This is a genomic window from Streptomyces sp. T028, assembly GCF_048159505.1.
GTDB lineage: Bacteria > Actinomycetota > Actinomycetes > Streptomycetales > Streptomycetaceae > Streptomyces.
This window is the reverse complement of the sequence record NZ_JBLRVZ010000031.1, coordinates 56,433-76,421: the sequence shown is the minus strand read 5'-3', so window position 1 is coordinate 76,421 and position 19,989 is coordinate 56,433. Positions and strand designations below refer to the sequence as shown.

At 71.6% G+C, this 19,989-nt stretch carries 16 protein-coding genes; 10 read left to right on the top strand and 6 right to left on the bottom strand.

The window, feature by feature from the left end; genetic code table 11:
* Nucleotides 1-34: 34 nt before the first annotated feature.
* Entirely contained in the window at nt 35-544 is a 510-nt protein-coding gene (locus tag ACLZN2_RS29120; RefSeq protein ID WP_416982250.1) for a protein-tyrosine phosphatase family protein, read from the bottom strand.
* 127 nt (nt 545-671) lie between these two features.
* Between ACLZN2_RS29120 and ACLZN2_RS29115 the strand changes: the two genes are divergently transcribed.
* Nucleotides 672-1,475, top strand: coding sequence for a nuclease-related domain-containing protein (locus ACLZN2_RS29115; RefSeq protein WP_416982249.1), 804 nt, complete (start codon nt 672-674; stop codon nt 1,473-1,475).
* Between the two features lie 108 nt (nt 1,476-1,583).
* On the opposite strand, the gene ligD is transcribed toward ACLZN2_RS29115, so the two are convergent.
* Nucleotides 1,584-2,474, bottom strand: a complete 891-nt coding sequence (gene ligD / locus ACLZN2_RS29110; RefSeq protein WP_416982247.1) for a non-homologous end-joining DNA ligase — start codon at nt 2,472-2,474, stop codon at nt 1,584-1,586.
* 10 nt (nt 2,475-2,484) lie between these two features.
* A complete protein-coding gene (locus tag ACLZN2_RS29105) occupies nt 2,485-3,738 on the bottom strand; it encodes an MFS transporter (protein WP_416982246.1) in 1,254 nt (417 codons plus the stop codon).
* Between the two features lie 103 nt (nt 3,739-3,841).
* Here ACLZN2_RS29105 and ACLZN2_RS29100 point away from each other — a divergent pair, with 103 nt between their 5' ends.
* On the top strand, nt 3,842-4,378 hold the full coding sequence (locus tag ACLZN2_RS29100) for an ArsR/SmtB family transcription factor (RefSeq protein WP_416982245.1): 537 nt from the start codon (nt 3,842-3,844) through the stop codon (nt 4,376-4,378).
* A gap of 16 nt (nt 4,379-4,394) precedes the next feature.
* On the opposite strand, the gene ACLZN2_RS29095 is transcribed toward ACLZN2_RS29100, so the two are convergent.
* On the bottom strand, nt 4,395-5,444 hold the full coding sequence (locus tag ACLZN2_RS29095; protein WP_416982244.1) for a Ku protein: 1,050 nt from the start codon (nt 5,442-5,444) through the stop codon (nt 4,395-4,397).
* Between the two features lie 189 nt (nt 5,445-5,633).
* Complete coding sequence (locus ACLZN2_RS29090; protein ID WP_416982243.1) at nt 5,634-6,974, bottom strand: acyltransferase family protein; 1,341 nt, start codon at nt 6,972-6,974, stop codon at nt 5,634-5,636.
* Nucleotides 6,975-7,204: 230 nt separating this feature from the next.
* On the opposite strand from ACLZN2_RS29090, the gene ACLZN2_RS29085 reads away from it, so the two are divergent.
* The 4 genes from ACLZN2_RS29085 (at nt 7,205) to ACLZN2_RS29070 (ending at nt 14,021) form a co-directional block, all read left to right on the top strand.
* Nucleotides 7,205-8,419: an MFS transporter gene (locus ACLZN2_RS29085; RefSeq protein WP_416982242.1), complete on the top strand. Its 1,215-nt coding sequence runs from the start codon at nt 7,205-7,207 to the stop codon at nt 8,417-8,419.
* Nucleotides 8,420-8,457: 38 nt separating this feature from the next.
* On the top strand, nt 8,458-10,215 hold the full coding sequence (locus tag ACLZN2_RS29080) for a glycoside hydrolase family 35 protein (protein WP_416982241.1): 1,758 nt from the start codon (nt 8,458-8,460) through the stop codon (nt 10,213-10,215).
* A 127-nt stretch (nt 10,216-10,342) separates the two neighbouring features.
* A complete protein-coding gene (locus tag ACLZN2_RS29075) occupies nt 10,343-12,784 on the top strand; it encodes a beta-galactosidase (RefSeq protein ID WP_416982240.1) in 2,442 nt (813 codons plus the stop codon).
* A 160-nt stretch (nt 12,785-12,944) separates the two neighbouring features.
* Nucleotides 12,945-14,021 carry a LacI family DNA-binding transcriptional regulator gene (locus ACLZN2_RS29070; protein ID WP_416982239.1) on the top strand — a complete coding sequence of 359 codons (1,077 nt, stop codon included), beginning with the start codon at nt 12,945-12,947 and terminating at the stop codon, nt 14,019-14,021.
* On the opposite strand, the gene ACLZN2_RS29065 is transcribed toward ACLZN2_RS29070, so the two are convergent.
* Complete coding sequence (locus tag ACLZN2_RS29065) at nt 14,005-14,697, bottom strand: DUF4232 domain-containing protein (protein WP_416982238.1); 693 nt, start codon at nt 14,695-14,697, stop codon at nt 14,005-14,007. The two genes, ACLZN2_RS29070 and ACLZN2_RS29065, sit on opposite strands and share 17 nt — an antisense overlap.
* A 167-nt stretch (nt 14,698-14,864) precedes the next feature.
* Here ACLZN2_RS29065 and ACLZN2_RS29060 point away from each other — a divergent pair, with 167 nt between their 5' ends.
* The 4 genes from ACLZN2_RS29060 (at nt 14,865) to ACLZN2_RS29045 (ending at nt 19,967) form a co-directional block, all read left to right on the top strand.
* Nucleotides 14,865-16,685, top strand: coding sequence for an alkaline phosphatase D family protein (locus ACLZN2_RS29060; RefSeq protein WP_416982237.1), 1,821 nt, complete (start codon nt 14,865-14,867; stop codon nt 16,683-16,685).
* 16 nt (nt 16,686-16,701) lie between these two features.
* A complete protein-coding gene (locus tag ACLZN2_RS29055) occupies nt 16,702-18,378 on the top strand; it encodes an FG-GAP repeat domain-containing protein (RefSeq protein WP_416982236.1) in 1,677 nt (558 codons plus the stop codon).
* Between the two features lie 81 nt (nt 18,379-18,459).
* Nucleotides 18,460-19,389, top strand: a complete 930-nt coding sequence (locus ACLZN2_RS29050; RefSeq protein ID WP_416982235.1) for an FAD binding domain-containing protein — start codon at nt 18,460-18,462, stop codon at nt 19,387-19,389.
* Nucleotides 19,386-19,967, top strand: coding sequence for a (2Fe-2S)-binding protein (locus tag ACLZN2_RS29045; protein ID WP_416982234.1), 582 nt, complete (start codon nt 19,386-19,388; stop codon nt 19,965-19,967). The genes ACLZN2_RS29050 and ACLZN2_RS29045 overlap by 4 nt, the downstream gene beginning before the upstream one ends.
* Nucleotides 19,968-19,989 lie beyond the last annotated feature (22 nt).

Sequence of the window (19,989 nt, the reverse complement as noted above, 5' to 3'; positions counted from 1 at the left end):
AGGAAACGATTGTGCATGGTCATTCGGCGCAGGGTCATTCGGCCAGCTCCTCCAGCAGCCTCGCCGTCGGCAGTCCCGCCCGCAGGTACTCCACGAACAACTCGTTGTGCAGGGCCCAGGGCGAGCGCCGCGACCGTATCAGCCGGATCGCCTCGTCGGCCGGGTGCCCCCGCCTCATCAGCGTATGGGCGACGACCAGCCCCGACCGGTTGTACCCGCTGTAGCACCGTACGAGGATGCTCCGCCCCTGGTCCAGGGCCTCGCCCGCGGCCTGCGCCAGCCGGATCACCCCCGCGAGCTGGGTGCCGTCCAGCGGCCCGTCCGGAATCGGCCACACATGATGCACCACACCCGGGTCGGGACCGTGTTCCGACCGGGCCCGGGTCAGTGTCTGGACGAGATCGAACTCGTCCCGCACCACGGCGAGGGCCGGTTGCCCGGAGGGCCCCCGGTACTCGTGACAGCCCATCCACAGCCCCGGCACGATCTCGTCCCACGGACGGTCCGGAGCCGGTACGTCGGGTTGCTTTCTGCGGGTCCGCAACGGCGCCTCCCCACGCGCGCTCCCTGAGAGCCTGAGCCCTATGACCTGCCCAACTCCTCCCCAAGGTAACCGCCTTCTTGCCCTCGCGGCATCCTGCCTGTTCCCATGGTCATAGGGGTGATGACGCATGACCGAACTACGCGTCGTACCGACCTGGCGGCATGGCCAGGAACGGCTCTACGTCTGTCTCACCGACGGCAGGAACATCGCCTGGTACGACCGTGAGGCGGCCAGGATCAACCTGCTCGCCGACGACCGCCGGGACGACGTCCTGGAGGCGCTCGGCCCCTTCCTGACCGGCGCCTTCACCGTCGGCCCGCCCCCGGTGCCCACCCCCGCCGAGCTGGCCCGGCTCGCCCTCCACCCGGACGACGACCTCGCCCCCAACCGCCCCGGCGAGGCCCTCCTGGTCTCCCTGGACCGCGACCCGCCCCCCGCCCACCGCCTACGGCCCGACCCGCGCCGCCACGCCCTCACCGCCGAACAGACAGTCGGCGACGCCCTGGACCGCCTCGACGGCGCCGGCTGGCACACCCTGCACTCGATCCCGCTCCCCGGCGGCGACCGCCTCCACCACCTGGCGATAGGACCCGGCGGCCTGTTCTCGATCCACTCCCTCTACGCCCGGAAACAGCGTGTCCGCATAGCCGACCCCCACATCACCCTGGGCCGCCGCGACCCCGCCCCCCTCCTGCGCCGCCTCCGCACCGACGCCGCCCGCGCCTCCCACGCCCTCACCGCCGAGGTCCACGCCGTACTGGCCCTGGTCGCCCCCACCGAGGTCACCTTCACCACGGCGCCCCGCGAGGTCCGCGTCCTCACGGCCCCCGAGCTCGACAACTTCACCCGCCTCGGCGGAGTCCTGAAACCGGCGGACGTCGAGGCCCTCCACGCCATGGCCAGAGACCGCAACACCTGGACCCACCTGTAACCCCACCCTGTCCGGGCCGACAAAGTGGTGATCGAGTCTCAGCGACACGCCGTGTATGCGGCGTGTCGCTGAGACTGAGCGCACACTCGCCTCTCGCCGCGCGGGGATTCACGGCACCGCCCCCGCCCGCCCCTCGTCGAACACCGGCGCCAACAGATCCCCCCACTCCCGCACCCGCTCCACGACCTCCCCCACCCCCAACACCACCGGCCCCGCGTCCCCCGACTCCACGACTTCCCCCACCTCGTCCCACCGCACCGGCGCCGACACCAACGGCTCCTCCCGAGCCCGCAAGGTGTATGCCGTGGCCGTCGTCTTCCGCGCCGCGTTCTGACTCCAGTCCACGAACACCTTCCCCGCCCGCAGACTCCGCGTCATCCGATGCAGCACCAGCCGGGGCATCGCCCGCTCCGCCTCCACCGCCAGCTGCTTCGCGTACTCGGTGACCCGCTCCGACGACGCCCCCCGCACCGCCGCCACCAGATGCAACCCCTTCGACCCGGACGTCTTCACATACGCCTCGATTCCGTCCCCCGCCAGCCGCTCCCGCAGCCACAGAGCGACCTCACAGCACTCCACCACCCCCGCCGGCGCCCCCGGATCGAGATCGAAGACCAGCCGATCCGCCTGCCCGGGATCCTGGATCACCCACTGGGGCGTATGGAACTCGGTCACCAGGTTCGCCGCCCACACCAGGCTCGCCAGATCCTGCACGAGTACCATCCGGGCCGGCCCCTCCGAGCGCGGCACCTCGGCCGTGGTCACCCACTCGGGCGTCCCCGGCGGCACGTTCTTGGCGAAGAACACCTGCCCTCCCGGCCCGTCCGGATACCGCAGGAAGGACAGCGGCCGGTCCCGCAGATGGGGGAGCAGGACCTCGGCGACCGTGACGTAGTAGTGCAGCACCTCGCCCTTGGTGAAGCCGGTCGCCGGATACAGCACCTTCTCCAGATTGCTGAGCGCGAGCCTCCGCCCCTCCACCTCTGTGATCGGCGTCATACGACGAGAATCACACGAAACCGCCTCCTTCGGCGGTTCTCCGGTTCGTGCTCGGCTCGGCGGAATCGCGTTGGCGTGCGGGACGGGCGGTGACCGCCAGTAGCAGGGCTGTCGCCAGGCCGAGCGCGCCTGCTGCGAGGAGTTGCACCCGGTAGTCGAGGATCGCGACCATGGCCGTGCCCGCGAGGAGGGCGAGAGCGGTCGGCGCGAAGGCCAGCGTGTTCGCGGTGGCGGCGACCCGGCCGAGGAGTTCGTCCGGTGTTTCCTTCTGGATCGTGGTCAGTGCACCGATGAGCGGCCACGGCAGGCCCAGGCCGATGAGCAGGCTGCCGAGCAGTACGACCGGGACGAGGTCGGTGAGCCGGGCCAGGACCCCGAGCGTGAAGAGAGCCGACCCGATCGCCGAGAAGGCGCGGACTGGAAGGCGCCGAAGGAGCGTGCCCGCCGCCAGGCCGCCGGCGACGGATCCGAGTCCCTGCACGGAGTTGAGCACGCCGGCGAATGCCGCGGGTCGGTGCAGTCCGATGTCGAGCAACGCGTATGTGGCCGTGCTGCTGAGGCTTGATGCCGCCATGGCGCAGCCACCCGCCATGACCAGGGACCGCAGCGTCGGATGCCCCCACAGGTGGCGCACCCCTTCCACGGTCTCGGCGGTCCAGTTCCGCCGTGACCGGTGTGAAGGGGCGGGCTCGCGCACCTTGATCAGGCTGAACGCGATGGCGCCCAGGAGGAAGGAGAGTGCGTTCAGCAGAGCGACGGTCGGGCCGCCGAGAACGGTGAAAAGACCCGCACCGACCAGCGGGCCGAGCAGTTTGTTGCTCTCGATCGCGGTCCGGACCAGGCCGTTGAAGTCTCCACGCAGTTCACTTGCGATGGCTGACGCGATCAGCGCGGTTTCGGCGGCGTCCATGAGCACCGTTCCCACGCCCACCATGGTCAGTGCGGTGAAGAGCAGCCAGACGTCCTGCGATGAGCGCACGGCGACTGGCGCTGTCATGACAATGGCCAGAGTCAGGCTCGTGGCGATCAAGAGTGTGCGACGGCGCATCCGGTCGGCCAGAGTGCCGATGACGGGTCCCGCCAGGGTTGGCGCCCAGGAGCAGAAACCCACCAGGGCGGCAAGGCTGTTGGAGCCGGTGAGCTCCTTCACCCAGACCCCGGCGGCCAGAAGCATGGCTGAGTCCCCGAAGCCGGAGATGGTTACCCCCGCCATGTAGACGCGTGCATTGCGATCCCGCAGCACCGTGAGCAAGCCGACAGCCATGCCCGCCCCTTCGTGACGTCGCTTCGGGTTCTCGGCACCCTACCCCCAACGATTTCGTTGGGGGTAGCTCACGGCTGTGGGGACATGCGCTTTACTTGCTGGAGTGACCGACGTGGACCCCGTCCTGAGAGCACTCGCCCACCCCTTGCGGCTGCGGATGCTCACGCTCATGTGGCCCGGACCGATGTCCGCCGCCGAACTCTCCCGGGAGCTGGGCACCTCTCATGCCCTGGCCAGCCGGCACCTTCGGAATCTGGACGCCGTCGGCCTGGTCGAACTGGCCGAGGAACGCACCCGTCGTGGAGGCAGGGAACGCCGGTACCGCACCGTCCATGGTTCACCGCTGTCCGACCGCAAGGACGGCACGCAACTGCTGGGAGCGGCTTTGGCTCACACGCTCAAGGAGCGCGCCGTGCGCCGGCATCCGGAAGGCAGGGGGGTGACGGTCGACGCGGAGCTGTGGGTGGAACCGGCAGCGTGGGACGCGGCCCGGGAGAAGCTCGCCGACATCGCGGCCGAACTCCACGACGCCGCCCGCCCACCTCGCTCACCTGGCACGATTCCCGTCGGCATGAGCTTGATGGCCTTCCCCATGAAGGAGGCGCCGTCCGGCGGCGCGCATGAGGAGTCCGATTCCTGAACCCGCTGCTCCCTTGTCACGAGGCTCGTGTGGGGCGACGTCCTTCCCTCTTGCCGGTGAGGGCCTGGAGCAGTTCCCCGCGGGTCATCGATGAACGACCGGGAATGTCCGCGTCCGTTGCGAGCCGGTAGAGCTCGGCCTTGTTCAGCCCTTCCAGTTCCGAAACCTTCGAGGACTTCGCGGTCTTTCCCGCCGTACGCCCCGCGCGTCTTTCGGTCGCTGCCTTCAGCGGTGTCGGAGGACTCGTGCTCGCGGCTTTCCGCGCTCCCTTGCCGCTTCCTTTCCTTGTCGTCTCGGCCTGCTCGACGCTGGCCCGCAGCGCGTCCATGAGGTCGATGACGTTGGTGGAGCGCGGCGGCGGCTCGCCCTTCTCCACCGTCTGCCCCGTGCGCTTGGCCTCCATGAGCTGGAGCACCTTCTCCTGGTAGGTGTCGTGGTATTCCTCCGGATTCCAGTCGATGCTCAGCGCCTCGACCAGCTGCACCGCCGTCTGCAGCTCCTTGTCGGCGACCTGTGTCTCCTCCGGGAGGCTCCCGATCTCCCGGTGAGGGTCGCGGACCTCGTCCGCCCAGTGCATGGTGTGCATCGCCAGGACGTCACCCTCGGCCTTCACGGCAACCAGGTACTCGCGGTTGCGCATGACGACGGTGGCGATACCGACCTTGTTCGCCTGGGCCAGGGCACTGTGGAGCAGGGCGTAGACCTTGGCGTACTCCTTGCCCTTGGGTGCCAGGTAGTAGGTCTTGTCGAAGAAGACCGGCTCGACCTGGTCCAGGTCGACGAACCCGGTGATCTCCAGCGACTTGGACTGGCCAGGGGCGATCTCGTCCAGTTCCTCCGGCTCGACGACCACGTACTCGTCCCCCATGTCGAAGCCCTTGACGATCTCCTCCATCGGGACTTCCTCACCGGTGCGCTCGTTGACCCGCTTGTTGCGCACGCGGTCGGACGTTCCGCGCTGGAGCTGGTTGAAGCGGATCGTGTGGCTTTCCGTCGCTGTGAACAACTGCACCGGCAGGGCGACGAGCCCGAATGAGAGAGCACCGCTCCAGACAGCTCGGGCCATGGCTTTCCCACCTCCTGTTTTCCCATGGCACCTCCCCCGGCCGCAGATCGCATCCCGGCATGCGCCACCTGGACGGTCCGGCGGACGAGGCGTGGTCAGCAACCTCGTCCTGTGGGTCCTGGTCTTCCTGGCCGTGCTGGGGTGGGTTCCGTCCGGGCTCTGGCCCAGCCCAGCACACCGCAGGCCTCGTCATGCCGCCTCCTCCAACGCCCCCTCCTCCTTCACCACCCCCCGCTCACCAGGCCCAACCCGTCCCGGAAACAGCACCAACCCCGCCCCCGCCCCCAACCCCACCGCGGCCGCAAGCGGGAACCGGCCCCCGTAGGCGAACCCATGCCCCGCGAAATACGTCAACGCCCACACGCTCACCCCGATCCCCGCCCACATCCGCCACGCCGCCGCACCCCGGAGCCCGGCGTCGGGCCGCACCCGCGCTCCCCACCCCCCGAGCCACCGCTCCAGCGGCCGCAGCGCCCGGAGTACGCCCGCCAGAACGACGCCGAGCACCACCAGCCACGGCACCCGAAGCGCCCACCAGGCCGCTGAGCCGTAGCCGGGTTCGGGTGCGAGGCCGGTCAGATAGAAGGCGGCGGCCACCACCAGCACCGGCAGCATGTGCCACAGGTACAGCGTCATGCTCGCCGCCCCCAGCCCCCGCACGGCCCGCCACACCCACGCCCGCTCCAGCACCCGCCGCATGCCCGGCGCGACGAGCAGACTCACCCCGACCTGCGCCACCGCCCACGCCAGCATGGCCACCGACGGCGGGTTGGTGTTGCTGGGGTGCTGTCCGGTCACCAGGATCAGGCTGACGGGGAAGGGCCCGAGGCCGACGAGCAGGGCGAAACCGGCCCCACCCCCCACGGCCATGGCCAACGGCACCGCCCGTCGCCCCCCGCCCAGCGGCCCGTCCCGCCAGCAGAAGCCGAGCTGGTAGACGACACCCCACACGAGCAGGTAGTTGAGCGCCCCCACCGCTTCCGCATACGGCCCGTCGACGGTCGCGACCAGCGTGCCGACCCCGAGACCGACCGCCCCCATCGCCACCGGGACCCGCGGTCCCCACCGTCGGTGCAGGGCGTGCAGCGCCGGAGTCAGGCCGCTGAGCAGCAGATACACCGGCAGGAACCAGAACTGCATCGCCATCGCCCAGCCCACCAGAGCGAGCGTCACCGGATCCACGCCGAGCGCCGAGCAGACCCCGACGGCGAAAAGCACCAGCCCGCTGTACACCGCCACCGGCAGCAGCAGCCGTATCGCCCGGCCGCCGACCCACCCCGCCGCCGTCGCCCCGCCGGCTCGTGCCCGTGCCCATGACCCGCTCGCGGCATGCCCACCCGCCAGGAAGAACAGCGGCATGATCTGGAAGCCCAGGGTCAGCCACTGCGTCCAGGGCACGGTCGCCAGCAGCTCCGGCGCGGTGATCTCCCCGTCCGGGTGCCGGACCAGCCCCGTGATCAGCCAGTGGCCCACCACGACGAGCGCGATCGCCCACGCCCGCAGAAAGTCGACGTACCGGTCACGTTCCATGCTTCGCATGGTGCAGCCCGCTCAACTCCCGCACACCCAAAGGTCCTTCTCGCAACCAACCTGTGCCCGGGACGACATCGTCCGCCATTCCCTTCTCGCCCCACCCGGCTTCCCCGGACGACCTCCCGCAGGCCATCTTGACGGCACTGATGTTACCGGTAACATCGATGCTCGTCGGAGTAGCACACCCCTGCCCACACCGTCGTGGGCCGTCCGCCCCTGGAGTCCGCGTGACCGACCAGCCCACGCGGCAGCGGCGTACCCCGCCGGTGCCGGGACCGCCGGACAGCCCTGTCCTCCCTGTCTTCAGCACCGCCGCCGTCGTCGCCGCCTGCGCCGCCTTCGCCCTGATGGGCGCGCTCCAGGCCTTCTACGGGCCCGCCATTCCTGCCCTGCGTGAGGAGTTCGGCCTCTCGCCGTCCACCACCGGGCTCGCCCTGAGCGCCCACTTCGTCGGGGGAGTCGCGGGAGTCCTCCTCTTCGACCGGCTGTACGGCCGTATCGGCAACCGGCGGCTGCTCGGCACCTCGTACCTGCTGATGGCGACCGGCGCGGCGGGCTTCGCTCTCGCGCCGGACTGGGCCGCAGCCCTCGGCGCCGCCCTCCTCGCCGGCCTCGGCGCCGGTGGGGTCGACTACGGGCTCAACCAGCTCTTCGCCGTCGGCTTCGGCCACCGTTCCACCGCGATGCTCAACATCCTCAACGCCCACTTCGGCATCGGTGCGATCCTCGGCCCCGCCCTGATCGGCACGGTCGGCGCCGACCGCTACCCGGCCGTCTTCCTCGCCTTCGCCCTCGTCACCCTGCCCCTGCTGCTGTGCCTGCGCGGCGTACGCGACCACGTTCCGCAGCACGTCGGCGGCGACACCGCCGACGCGCCCGCGCCCGCCCGCCGCGCCCTGCGCTCCGTACTGGCCGTCTTCGTCGCCCTCTACGTCCTGCACGTCGGCATCGAGGCCGGCGTCGGCGGCTGGGAGCCCACCCACCTGGAGACCGTCGGCTACGGCGCCGGTCTCGCCGCCACCGCCACCTCCGTGTACTGGCTGATGATGACGGTCGGCCGCTTCCTCGTCGCCCCGCTCGCCCTGCGCTTCTCCGCCCAGGCCATCATCACGGTCTCCTGCGCGGGCATGACGGTCTGCCTGCTGCTGGCCGCCGTACCGGACCTCGCGCCGTACGCCTACGCGGGCGTCGGCCTCTTCATCGCGCCGATCTTCCCGACCGGCCTGCCCTGGCTCAACCGGGCCGCGCCCCACGCCCGACGCGCCGGCGCCCTGGTCATCGCCGCCTCCCTGGCGGGCGGTGTCGCCGCGGGCCCCTCGCTCGGCAAGGTCATCGAGTGGTCGGGCGTACGCGCCGTACCGCTCCTCCTCGCCGCGGTGTCGGCCGTGTGCCTCGCCGCGACGCTGTGGCTGACCCGCGCGACCCGCACGGCCGCCCTCTGACCGGCCCCAACGTCCCACCCGTACCGAAGGGAACCCGCATGCCCGCCCTGACCACGACCTCCGACGGTTTCCTGCTGCACGGCGAGCCGTTCCGCATCCTCTCCGGCGCCCTCCACTACTTCCGCATCCACCCCGACCACTGGCCCGACCGCCTCCGCAAAGCCCGCCTGATGGGCCTGAACACGGTCGAGACCTACATCCCCTGGAACCTCCACGAACCCACCCCCGGCATCCTCGACCTGGACGGCATCCTCGACCTCCCCCGCTTCCTCCGCCTCGCCCAGCAGGAGGGACTGCACGTCCTCCTCCGTCCCGGCCCCTTCATCTGCGCCGAATGGGACGGCGGCGGCCTCCCCTTCTGGCTGACCTCCGACCCCGACATCCGCGTCCGCACCAGCGACCCCCGCTTCACCGACGCCTTCGACAGCTACCTCGACCTCCTCCTCCCCGCACTCCTCCCGCACATGGCGGCGTCGGGCGGCCCGGTCATCGCCGTACAGGTGGAGAACGAGTACGGCGCGTACGGCGACGACACCGCGTACCTCAAGCACGTGGAGAGCAGCCTCCGCTCCCGCGGCATCGAGGAACTCCTCTTCACCTGCGACCAGACCGACGGCGACCACCTCGCCCACGGCACCCTCCCCGGCGTCCTCGCCACCGGCACCTTCGGCAGTCGCGTCGACACCTCCCTCGCCCGCCTCCGCGAACACCAGCCCGAAGGCCCCCTGATGTGCTCGGAGTTCTGGATCGGCTGGTTCGACCACTGGGGCGGCCCGCACCACGGCCGGGACGCCGCGGACGCCGCCGCCGACCTCGACCGACTCCTGGCCGCGGGCGCGTCGGTCAACATCTACATGTTCCACGGCGGCACCAACTTCGGCTTCACCAACGGCGCCAACCACCACCACGCCTACGCGCCCACCATCACCTCGTACGACTACGACGCCCCCCTCACCGAGAGCGGCGACCCGGGCCCGAAGTACCACGCCTTCCGCGAGGTGATCGCCCGTCATGCCGGCGTTCCGGACGAGCCCGTACCCTCTCCGTCTCCCAAACTGCCCCTCACCACCGTCGAGTTGACCCACCGCCTCCCCCTCTTCCAGCGGCTCGGGCACGACGGCGTGCACTCCGCCGATCCCGTCACCGCCGACGAGCTCGGCCGGCGCGCCGGACACGTCCTCTACCGGACCACCGTGCCCACCTCCGGAACCGGCCTGCTCCACTTCGAGGGCGGAGTCGGCGACCGCGCCCAGGTCTTCCTCGACGGCGCCCCCGTCGGCGTCCTCGAACGCGAACGCTACGACGAGACGCTCCCCCTCCACGTCCCCCGCCCCGGTGCCGTCCTGGACGTCCTGGTGGAGAACATGGGCCGCGTCAACTACGGCCCCCGGATCGGCGTCCCCAAGGGCCTGCTCGGCCCGGTCACCTTCAACGGCGAGGCCCTGCACGGCTGGGACTGCCACCCCCTCCCCGTGGACGACGTACCGCCCGCCGTCGCCTTCGCCCCGGCGACCACGCCCACCTCGGCCGAACCCGCCTTCCACAAGGGCACGTTCGAGGTGGCCGAACCCGCCGACACCTTCCTCTCCCTCCCCGGCTGGACCAAGGGCCAGGCCTGGATCAACGGCTTCAACCTGGGCCGCTACTGGAACCGGGGCCCCCAGCACACCCTCTACGTCCCGGCCCCCGTCCTCCGCCCCGGCACCAACGACCTGGTCCTCCTCGAACTCCACGGCACCACCACCCCCAGGGCCCACCTCATGGACACCCCCGACCTGGGCCCGACGACCCCCTGACGCCCACGGGTCGTGGCGACGGGCCCGCCGCACCGCCACGACCCAGACCCCGACCCACCCCCGGGCCGCAGGCGCCCCGCGCGACGCCGCTTCGACCCACCCCGCCAACCCGGAGCCCGCACACCCGATGCCCCACCACCACATCCAGGTCCCCACCCCCTCCGCACCCCCGCTCCACGACCACCTCCCCTTCTCCGACGCCCCGACCGCCCCCGACCCCATCGCCGTCACCAGCCGCTGGCTCACCCGCGCCGGCCGCCCCTGGTTCCCGGTCTCCGGCGAGTTCCACTACTCCCGCCACCCGGCCGCCCACTGGGAGGAGGAGCTCCTCAAGATGAAGGCGGGCGGCGTGACAGCGGTCGCCTCCTACCTCATCTGGATCCACCACGAGGAGACCGAGGGCGACCTCCGCTTCGACGGCGACCGCGACCTCCGCCGCTTCGCCCGGCTCTGCGCCCGCCACGGCCTGGACTTCATCCCCCGCATCGGCCCCTGGTCCCACGCCGAGGTCCGAAACGGCGGCCTCCCCGACTGGGTCATGGCCCGCACCCACGCCCCCCGCACGAACGACCCGTCGTACCTCACCGCCGTACGCCCCTGGTTTGAAGCCATCGCGGCGCAACTCAGCGGCCTGGACCGCGCGTCCGGCGGCCCGATCGTCGCCATCCAGATCGAGAACGAGCTGTACGACCAGCCCGACCACCTGCTGACCCTGAAGCAGCTGGCCCGCGAAGCCGGCCTCGACGCACCCCTGTGGACCTCGACGGCCTGGGGCGGAGTCCAGCTCCCCGGCGACGAGCTGCTCCCGCTCTACGGCGGCTATACCGAGACCTTCTGGACGGAGCACGACGGCGGCTGGCCCGACACCTGCCGCAAGCACTTCTTCTTCACCCACCAGCGCGACGACGAGGGCATAGGCGCCGACCTGCGTCCCACGACCGTACGCGGCACCGACCCCGCGGCCTACGCGGACCGCTTCCCCTGGGCCACCTGCGAACTGGGCGGCGGCATGGCGGTCTCCTACCACCGCCGCCCGCGCGTCGACGCCGCCGACATCGGCGCCCTCGGCCTCACCAAGATCGGCTGCGGCTCGGTCTGGCAGGGCTACTACATGTTCCACGGCGGCACGAACCCGCTGGGCGCCCTCACCACCCTCCAGGAGTCCCACGCCACCGCCTACCCCAACGACCTCCCGGTCCTGACGTACGACTTCCAGGCCCCGCTCGGCGAGTACGGCCAGTACCGGCCGTCGTACGACGAACTCCGTCTCCAGCACCTCCTGTTGGCCGAGTTCGGCGAGCGGATCGCGCCCATGGAGTCGGCACTGCCCGCCGACGGCCCGGGCGGCCAGCACGACAACACCACCCTCCGCTGGGCGGTCCGCACCGACGGCCGGGCCTCCGGGTTCCTCTTCGTCAACAACCACCAGCCGCACGAGCCACTGCCGGCCCACCAGGGAACCACCTTCACGGTCGCCTTCCCCGACGGCGAGCCCCTCACCCTCCCCACGACCCCCGTCACCGTCCCCTCCGGCGCCTACTTCTGCTGGCCCCTGCGCCTGGACGTGGCCGGCCTCCGCCTCGACTGGGCCACCGCCCAGCCGGTCTGCACGGTCGCCGACGAGGACGGCCGTACGGTCCTGGTGCTCGCGGCGACGGACGGCATCGAACCCGAACTCGCCCTGGACGCACGGTCGGTGGGGACGGTCACCGGACCGGGAACCGTACGGCGGGAAGCCGGCCGGGTCCTGATCACCGGCCTGCGCCCGGGCGCCGACGCCCTCGTGGAGACGGAGACCGCCGACGGCAGCCGCGTGGCCCTGCTGGTCCTGGACGCGACGACGGCCCGTACGGCCTACAAGGGCCGGGCGTGGGGAGCGCCGCGCCTGATCCTGTCCCCGGACGGGGTCGTCTTCGACGAGGAACGGGACGAGGTACGCCTCCACACCCGCACGGACGCGCGCCGCCCTGCCGAGCCGCCCGCCGATCGGCCGACCCTGGCGGTCCTCCCCGCCCCACCGCACGCCCCGACGGTCTCCGGCGCCACCCTGAAGGAGACCCAGGACGGACCCCTGACCCGCTACACCCTCTTCCCGGACACGAACACGAGCAGGGAACCGGAAGCGGAACCGGAAACAGGCATCAGCACCCTCCTCGAACCCTCCCTCACCCTCCTCCGCCCGCCGGGCCCGCCGCCCACCCCCGCCACCGGTGTCCTCGGCCGCGCGAGCGCCCCGGCCGACGAGCACTACGACGCCGTAGCCGCGGTGTACCGGGTGGACATCCCTGGGGATGTCCCCGAGGGCACCCTCCTGCGCCTGCACTGGACGGGCGACACGGCACGGGCGTACACGCGGGCGGGGCAGCTGGTGGCTGACCAGTTCTTCGCGGGCCGCCCCTGGGACCTGGCCGTGGACCGGCTGCCGCCGGGCGAACCCGTCCTGCTGAAGCTGCTGCCGCCGGCCGCGGACGCCAAGGTGTACGTCCCGCTGGAGGCGCCCCCGGGCGTGGCGGAGGTGAGGCGCGCGGAGTGGGTGACGCGCCGTAAGTGGACCCTCCGCCGGAGCTGACGCGGCTCGTGGTGGGTGCTCGGCCGGACCTGACTCCGGCCCGTCCGTCCCACCCGGCCTATCCTGTGGGTCAGCCGGGCGGGGCAGGCCCGGTGGATCCGCGGTCGGCACCAGGCCCGCCCGCGGAGCAGCCCAGGCCGAAGGAAGCAGAGCACCCACCATGACCCCAAGCGCCGCCGACGGCCCGGCGACCAAGGGACGCAGCCGCCGCAACTTCGCCGGCGCGCGCCCCGTGATGGACGACGTGGCGAAACTCGCCGGCGTCTCCAAGCAGACGGTCTCCCGGGTGCTCAACGACAACCCGGCCGTACGCGCCGAGACCCGCGAGGCCGTCCAGGCGGCGATGCGCACCCTCGGCTACCGCCCGAGCCGCAGCGCCCGTTCCCTGGCCAGCGGCCGTACCCGCATGCTCGGCGTGATCTCCTTCGACGCCGCCCGCTACGGCCCCGCCTCCACCCTGACCGCGATCAACACGGCCGCGCAGGACGCCGGATACCTGGTGAGCTCGATCGCCCTGGACACGGCCGACAAGGACACCGTCGTGCGCGCGGCGGACCGCCTCTCCGCCGAGGGCGCGGACGGCGTCATCGCGATCGCCCCCCAGTTGTGGGTGGCCCGGGCCCTGGGCGAGGCCCATCTGGACACCCCGCTGGTGGTCATGGACAACGATCTGGGCGACGGCACGCCCATGGTCACCTCGGACGCCCGCACCGGCGCCCGCAAGGCCACCGAGCACCTGCTGTCCCTCGGCCACCCCACCGTCCGGCATGTGGCGGGCCCGACCGGCTGGACCTCGGCGGACCGCCGCGCGGACAGCTGGCGGGACACCCTGAAGGCGGCGGGCGCCGAGATCCACGCCCCGCTCATCGGCGACTGGAGCTCGGACTCCGGCTACGACCTGGGCCGCGAACTCGCCAAGGACCCGTCCGTCACCGCGATCTTCGTCTCCAACGACCAGATGGCCCTGGGTGTCCTGCGCGCCCTCCACGAGGCCGGCCGCCGTGTCCCGGAGGACGTCAGCGTCGTCGGCTACGACGACATCCCCGAGGCCGCGCACTTCCTGCCCCCGCTGACGACCATCCGTACGGACTTCACGGACATCGGCACCATCTCGCTGCGCATCCTGCTCGACCGCATCGACGCCTCGTCGGGCCCGGAGACAGCGGTGCCGCCCCTGACCACGGTTCCCGTGGAACTGCGCGTGCGCGACAGCACCGCTCTCACCCCGAGGGTGTGAACGCCCGTACCCGCACGCCGGTGTCGCAGATGCGCACCGCCTTCTTCTTCCCGCCCGAGGCGGTGAACGCCGGCGTGAGCGACCGCGATTCGCCGGGCGGTACGACGTCGAGCCCGGTGACGGCGTCACACTCGTCGAGGCTGGTGAAGGTGAGCGCGGCGGAAGCGGAAGCGCCGGGCTCCAGGGTGAACTTCGTGGCCTCGGCGGCCGATCCGGCCCAGTCCACCGGCAGTTCGGTCCGCCCGGTCTCGCCCTCGAAGAGCAGGGACGGGAAGCCGCGTACCGTACAGGAGCCGTCCCCCTTGTTGGTGATCACGACGGAGGCCCGGCCCTCCCCGGTGCTGCGGGCCACGGCCGTCAGGTCCTTCGTACGGCAGTGGTCGGCGGCGGGACTGGGAAGCGAGTCGGCGCCGTAGAGCACGCCGGAGGACGGGGAGGTCGCGCCGTCACCGTCACCACCGCCGGTGCCCTCACCGGTGTCCTCACCGGTCCCGGCACCGCCCCCGGCATCCGCGCCCGCGCCCGCGTTCGTGTCCGGCGTATCCGAACCGGACCCGCTTCTCGGGATGTACCCGGCCTCGGACGACGACGAGGAGGCGGCGCCGGAGGCCGAGTCGGGGTCGGACGAGCAGCCCGCCGCCCCCATGAGCAGCAGGGCCGCGACGGCGTACCTCATTGGTCGGCGCATGACTCCTGCAGGTGTGTCGAGCGGACAGGTCGAACGGGCAGACGGATGGATTGCGGCCCCTGGGCCCACCGCTGTGAGGGTATTGCATAGAATCCACGGCGATCACGTTCACCGGCGCTGCTCAGCGCACCGCCTTTGGGGGGAAAGGCACACACGTGCAGTCGAGCGACAATTCCACGCCCGGCATACGGCGCCGGAGGTTCCTGGGCGCCGGAGCCGTCACGCTGGGAGCCGCGGGGGCGGCGGCCGCCGGGCAGTTGCTGCCGGGCAGCGCATCGGCCTCCGTGAGCGGGGCGACCGCCACGGCCGGCGCCGGTGCGGAGGTGAGCGGCACCGTCTTCAAGCTGGGCGTGGCCTCCGGCGATCCGCTGCCGGACGCGATCGTGCTGTGGACCAGAGTGACACCCGCGAACCAGGGCAGCTCCGGCATTCTGCCCCCTTCCCTGGCGGTGACCTGGGAACTCGCCTCGGACAGCGGTTTCACCACCGTCGTCAGGAGCGGTACGGCGACGGCGACCAGCAGCCTCGGCTACAGCGTCCACGTGGACGTCACCGGGCTGACCGCGGCCACCGACTACTGGTACCGGTTCAAGGCGCTGGGCCGCACCTCGATCACCGGCCGCACCCGCACCGCGCCCGCCGCCGGAAGCACCCCCGAGAACCTGCGGATCGCGCTCGCCTCCTGCCAGAACTGGCAGCACGGCTACTTCACCTCCTACCAGGACATGCGCGAACAGCAGCCGGACCTGGTGCTGTTCGTCGGTGACTACATCTACGAGAGCTCCGCGTACTCGTACCGCGTACGCCGTCACGAGGGCACCGGACAGCCCGTCACGCTCGCCCAGTACCGCGCCCGCCACGAGCAGTACGGCACCGACCCCGACCTCCAGGCGATGCGCGCCGCCGCCCCGTTCGTCGTCGTCTTCGACGACCACGAGGTGGAGCAGGACTGGGCGGGTGACGTGGCGAACGACCCGGTGGCCTGGCCCACCGCGAAGTTCCTGGCCCGCCGGGCCGCCGCCTTCCAGGCCTTCTACGAGCACATGCCGATCCGGACCGCGCAGAAGCCCAGTGGCTCGGACGTCCTGATGTACCGCTCCCTCGACTTCGGCACGCTGGCCCGGCTGCACGTCCTGGACACCCGGCAGTACCGCGACGACCAGGCGACCACCGACGCCGGGGCCCTTCAGGACGGCCGCGTCATCATGGGCGACACCCAGCGCGGCTGGCTGGTCGACAGCATGCGCACCTCCGGCGCGCGCTGGAACCTGGTCGCCTCCCAGGTGATGATGGCCGAGACCGACTACCTCGCCGGGGTCGGCAAGGAGTGGTCGTACGACGCCTGGGACGGCTACCAGAAGGAACGTGCCTCCCTGCTCGCCGAGTTCCAGGACGTCCGCAACCCCGTCGTCCTGTCCGGGGACCGCCACCGCACCATCGTCAGTGACCTCAAGCTGGACTACGCCGACGCCGACTCGGCCGTGGTCGGCGCGGAGTTCGTCGGGACGTCCATCTCCAGCAGCGGCGACGAGGACCTGGTGGCGTTCGCCGCCGAGTGGGCGCCCAAGCTGGCGGACAACCCGCACTGGAAGATGATCGACGCCCGGCGCGGCTATCTCCTCCTCGACATCACCGCCGACGGCATCGACGCCCGGCTGCGGACGATCTCCACCGTGCTCACCAGGAACGGCACGACCACGACGGCCGCGACCTTCCGCGTGGAGGACGGTGTGCCGGGCGTGTACCAGGTGGGGGTCGAGCGGGAGACCACGGCGAGCACGCAGGGGTCGGAAACCCCGGAGGAGACCGCGACGACGACGTCCCCGGCGGAGTCACCGACGTCGACGGACGAGCCGACGGACACGTCGACGCCGACCGACTCCGCGACGCCGACCGACTCCGCGACGCCCGCCACGGGCGAAGCGACCGCGGAAACGTCCCCTGACGCGTCCGCCGACGCCTCCACCACCCCCTGACCCTCCGGGAGAGAACGTGTTCACGACCCGATCCCGGCAGGGCGACGCCAACCCTGAGCCCACCGGACGGCGCCCCGCCCGCCGCCGCCCCCGTACCACGAAGGCATGGGCGCTGGCCGGCACGGTGGCGGTGCTGGCGGCGGGCGTCTTCGTCCTGTCGCCCGGCGACGCGGGCGCGACCGCCCCGGCGCGCGGCGACTTCGACGGGGACGGCACGTCCGACCTGGTCTACCGCAATGCGGCGGGCCAGTTGTACGTCAACACGGGCGCGGCCGAGACGATGGCCCTGGACACGGACGTGGCCAAGGTCAAGGACCTCCTCACCCCGGGCGACCTCGACTCGGACGGCGTCCAGGACGTGCTGACCCTGAGCCCCACCGGCGTGCTCTTCTTCCACTCCGGCGCCTACGCACGCACCCCCGGCGGCCTGGGCTCGTACCGTACGGTCGCGTCCGGCTGGCAGATCTACAACAAGGTCGTCGCCCCGGGTGACCTGAACGGCGACGGCAAGGCCGACCTGCTGGCCCGTACCCCGGCCGGCACGCTCTACTACTACCCGGGCCAGGGCACCGGCGCGTTCGGCAGCCGGGTGACGGTCGGCACCGGCTGGCAGCAGTACGACGAGCTGATCGGCGCCGGCGACCTCACCGGCGACGGTGTCGGCGACCTCCTGGCCCGCACCCCGGCCGGGGTCCTCTACCGCTACACGGGCAAGAAGGGCGGCACCTTCAACACCCGGGTCAAGGACCCGAAGACCGACTGGACGTCGTACAACCAGATCGTCGGCGGCGGCGACTGGGACGGCAACGGCAGGACCGACCTGCTGGCCCGCGACTTCTCCGGCCAGCTGTGGTTCTACGCCGGCAACGGCAAGGGCACCTTCGGCACCAGGTCGGCCCGCAGCAAGGGCTGGGGCAAGGTGACCCAGTTCGCCGGGGCGGGCAACAACCCGCACTACGGCAAGTACGGCACGATGGCCCGTACCTCGGCAGGCTCGGTCTACAGCTACCAGGTCACCGGCACGGGCACCCTCACCAGCAAACTCCTGGTCGGCTCGTCCTGGCCCTCCTCCACCACCCGCCTGGCGTACGCCTCCTCCCTCCGCCAGAACGGCCTGGCCGACCTGGTCGTCCAGTCCATCAGCACGGGCAAGCTGACCAACCCGGCGTTCTACGCCCTTTCGGACCCCACCCTCGCCACGGGCTCCACCTCCTACAACCGGATCGTGGGCCCCGGCGACGTGACGGGCGACGGCAAGGGCGACCTGCTGGCCGTCACCACCTCCGGCACCCTCTACCTCTACCCCGGCGACGCCACCGGCACCTCGGTCGCCTCCCGTGTCAAGCTCAGTGCCGGCTGGCAGACCTACAACACACTGATCGGCGCGGGCGACGTCACCGGCGACGGCCGCCCCGACCTCCTGGCCCGGGACACCTCCGGCACCCTCTGGCGCTACGCGGGCACCGGCTCCGCCAGCGCCCCCTTCTCGTCCCGGGTGAAGGTGGGCACGGGCTGGCAGACGTACAAGAAGGTGTTCTCCCCGGGCGACGCCAACGGCGACGGCAAGGCCGACCTCATGGCCACGACCTCCGCCGGTGCCCTGTACTTCTACGCGGGCACGGGCACGGGCGGCTTCAAGGCCCGGGTCAGCAAGGCGAGCAGCGGGTGGAGCGGCTGGGCGGATCTGCTCTGAGAGCGCCCGCGCCGCCTTGTGCCGAGTGTGGTGCACTGGGAGGAGAACGGCTTCCCCAGGAGCCACAACCAAGGACAGGCGATGAAGCCGCCTCCGTTCACCTACTGTGATCCCGAATCCGTCGATGAGGCCGTCGCCCTTAAGAGGGAGTACGGCATCGACGCCCTCGTCCTCGCGGGCGGACAGAGCCTCATTCCGATGCTCACCCTCCGGCTCGCCAGGCCGGAGGCGCTGATCGACATCAACGGGATCGGTGACCTGCAGAAGATCGAGAGGATCGAGAGGAACGAGAGGAACGACCGCCCGGCCGACGGGTGGCTGGAGGTCGGTGCCGGGGTTCGCCAGTACGAGCTGGAGGACCACCCGCTGGTCGGTGAACTGGTCCCGTTGCTGCCGGAGGCCGCCGGTCACATCGGCCACATCGAGAGCCGCCATCGTGGCACGGTCGGCGGCAGCCTGGCGCTCGCCGACCCCGCCGCCGAACTCCCCTGCACGGCGGTGGCGCTCGACGCGACGCTTCTCGTGCGGGGGCCGTCGGGCACCCGAGCCATCGAGGCCCAGGACTTCTTCCAGGGCCGGCTGACCACGGCCCTGGAGCCCGAGGAGGTCCTCGTCGCCGTCCGCTACCCGGTGACGCCGAGGACCGCGGCCCATGGCTTCGCGGAGGTGGCCCGGCGCGTGGGCGACCTCGCGCTCGCCGGTGCCGCCGCGGTGGTGGACCTCGGCGAGGACGGCCGTCTCACCTCCGTCTCCGTCGGCGTCCTGGGCATCTCCGACAGGCCCGTCCGAGCGTCGGCGGTGGAGAGCGCACTGATCGGTGAGCCCCCGACCGAGGACAACATCGCCAGGGCCGCCGAGGAGATCGTGCCTTCGGTGATCGTGCCTTCGGTGACCTCGGGGGACGGCCCGCACGCCACGCGCGCCTACCGTCGGCACCTCGCCGCCGTCGTGGTGCGGCGCGCGATCGGCGCGGCCGTGGCGCGCGCTCCCGAGAGGAGGAACGCGAAGTGACGACCTCCGCCACCGCCCGTTCCATCGCCGCCAAGTACGGCACCGCCCACCGGACCGTGACCCCGCGCGTCAACGGCCGGGACGTGACCTGCGAGGTGTCGACGCGCACCACACTCGCCGACTTCCTGCGCGACGAGCTCGACCTGGTCAGCGTGCATCTCGGCTGCGAGCACGGCGAGTGCGGCTGCTGCACCGTGCTCTTCGACGGCCGCTCCGTGCGGTCCTGTCTGCTGCTGGCCGTCCAGGCGGACGGGCACACGGTCGAGACCGTCGAAAGCCTGTCCGCGGATCCGGCGCGGCTGCATCCCGTCCAGGAGTGCTTCGCCGAGGAGCAGGGGCTGCAGTGCGGCTTCTGCACGCCCGCGATGGTGCTGCGCACCAAGGAGATCATCGAGACCGGCGGCACCGGCGGCAGCGGCGGCCGTGAGCTGACCGATGCCGAGATACGCCACGAGATCTCCGGAATCCTGTGCCGCTGCACCGGCTACCAGAACATCGTGAACGCGGTACGGGCCGCGCAGGCCAGGCTCCGCGGCGGCGAGGCGGCCACCGACGACACCGCGGAAGGCCGTGACTAGCGGAAGGCCGCAACCAATGGCC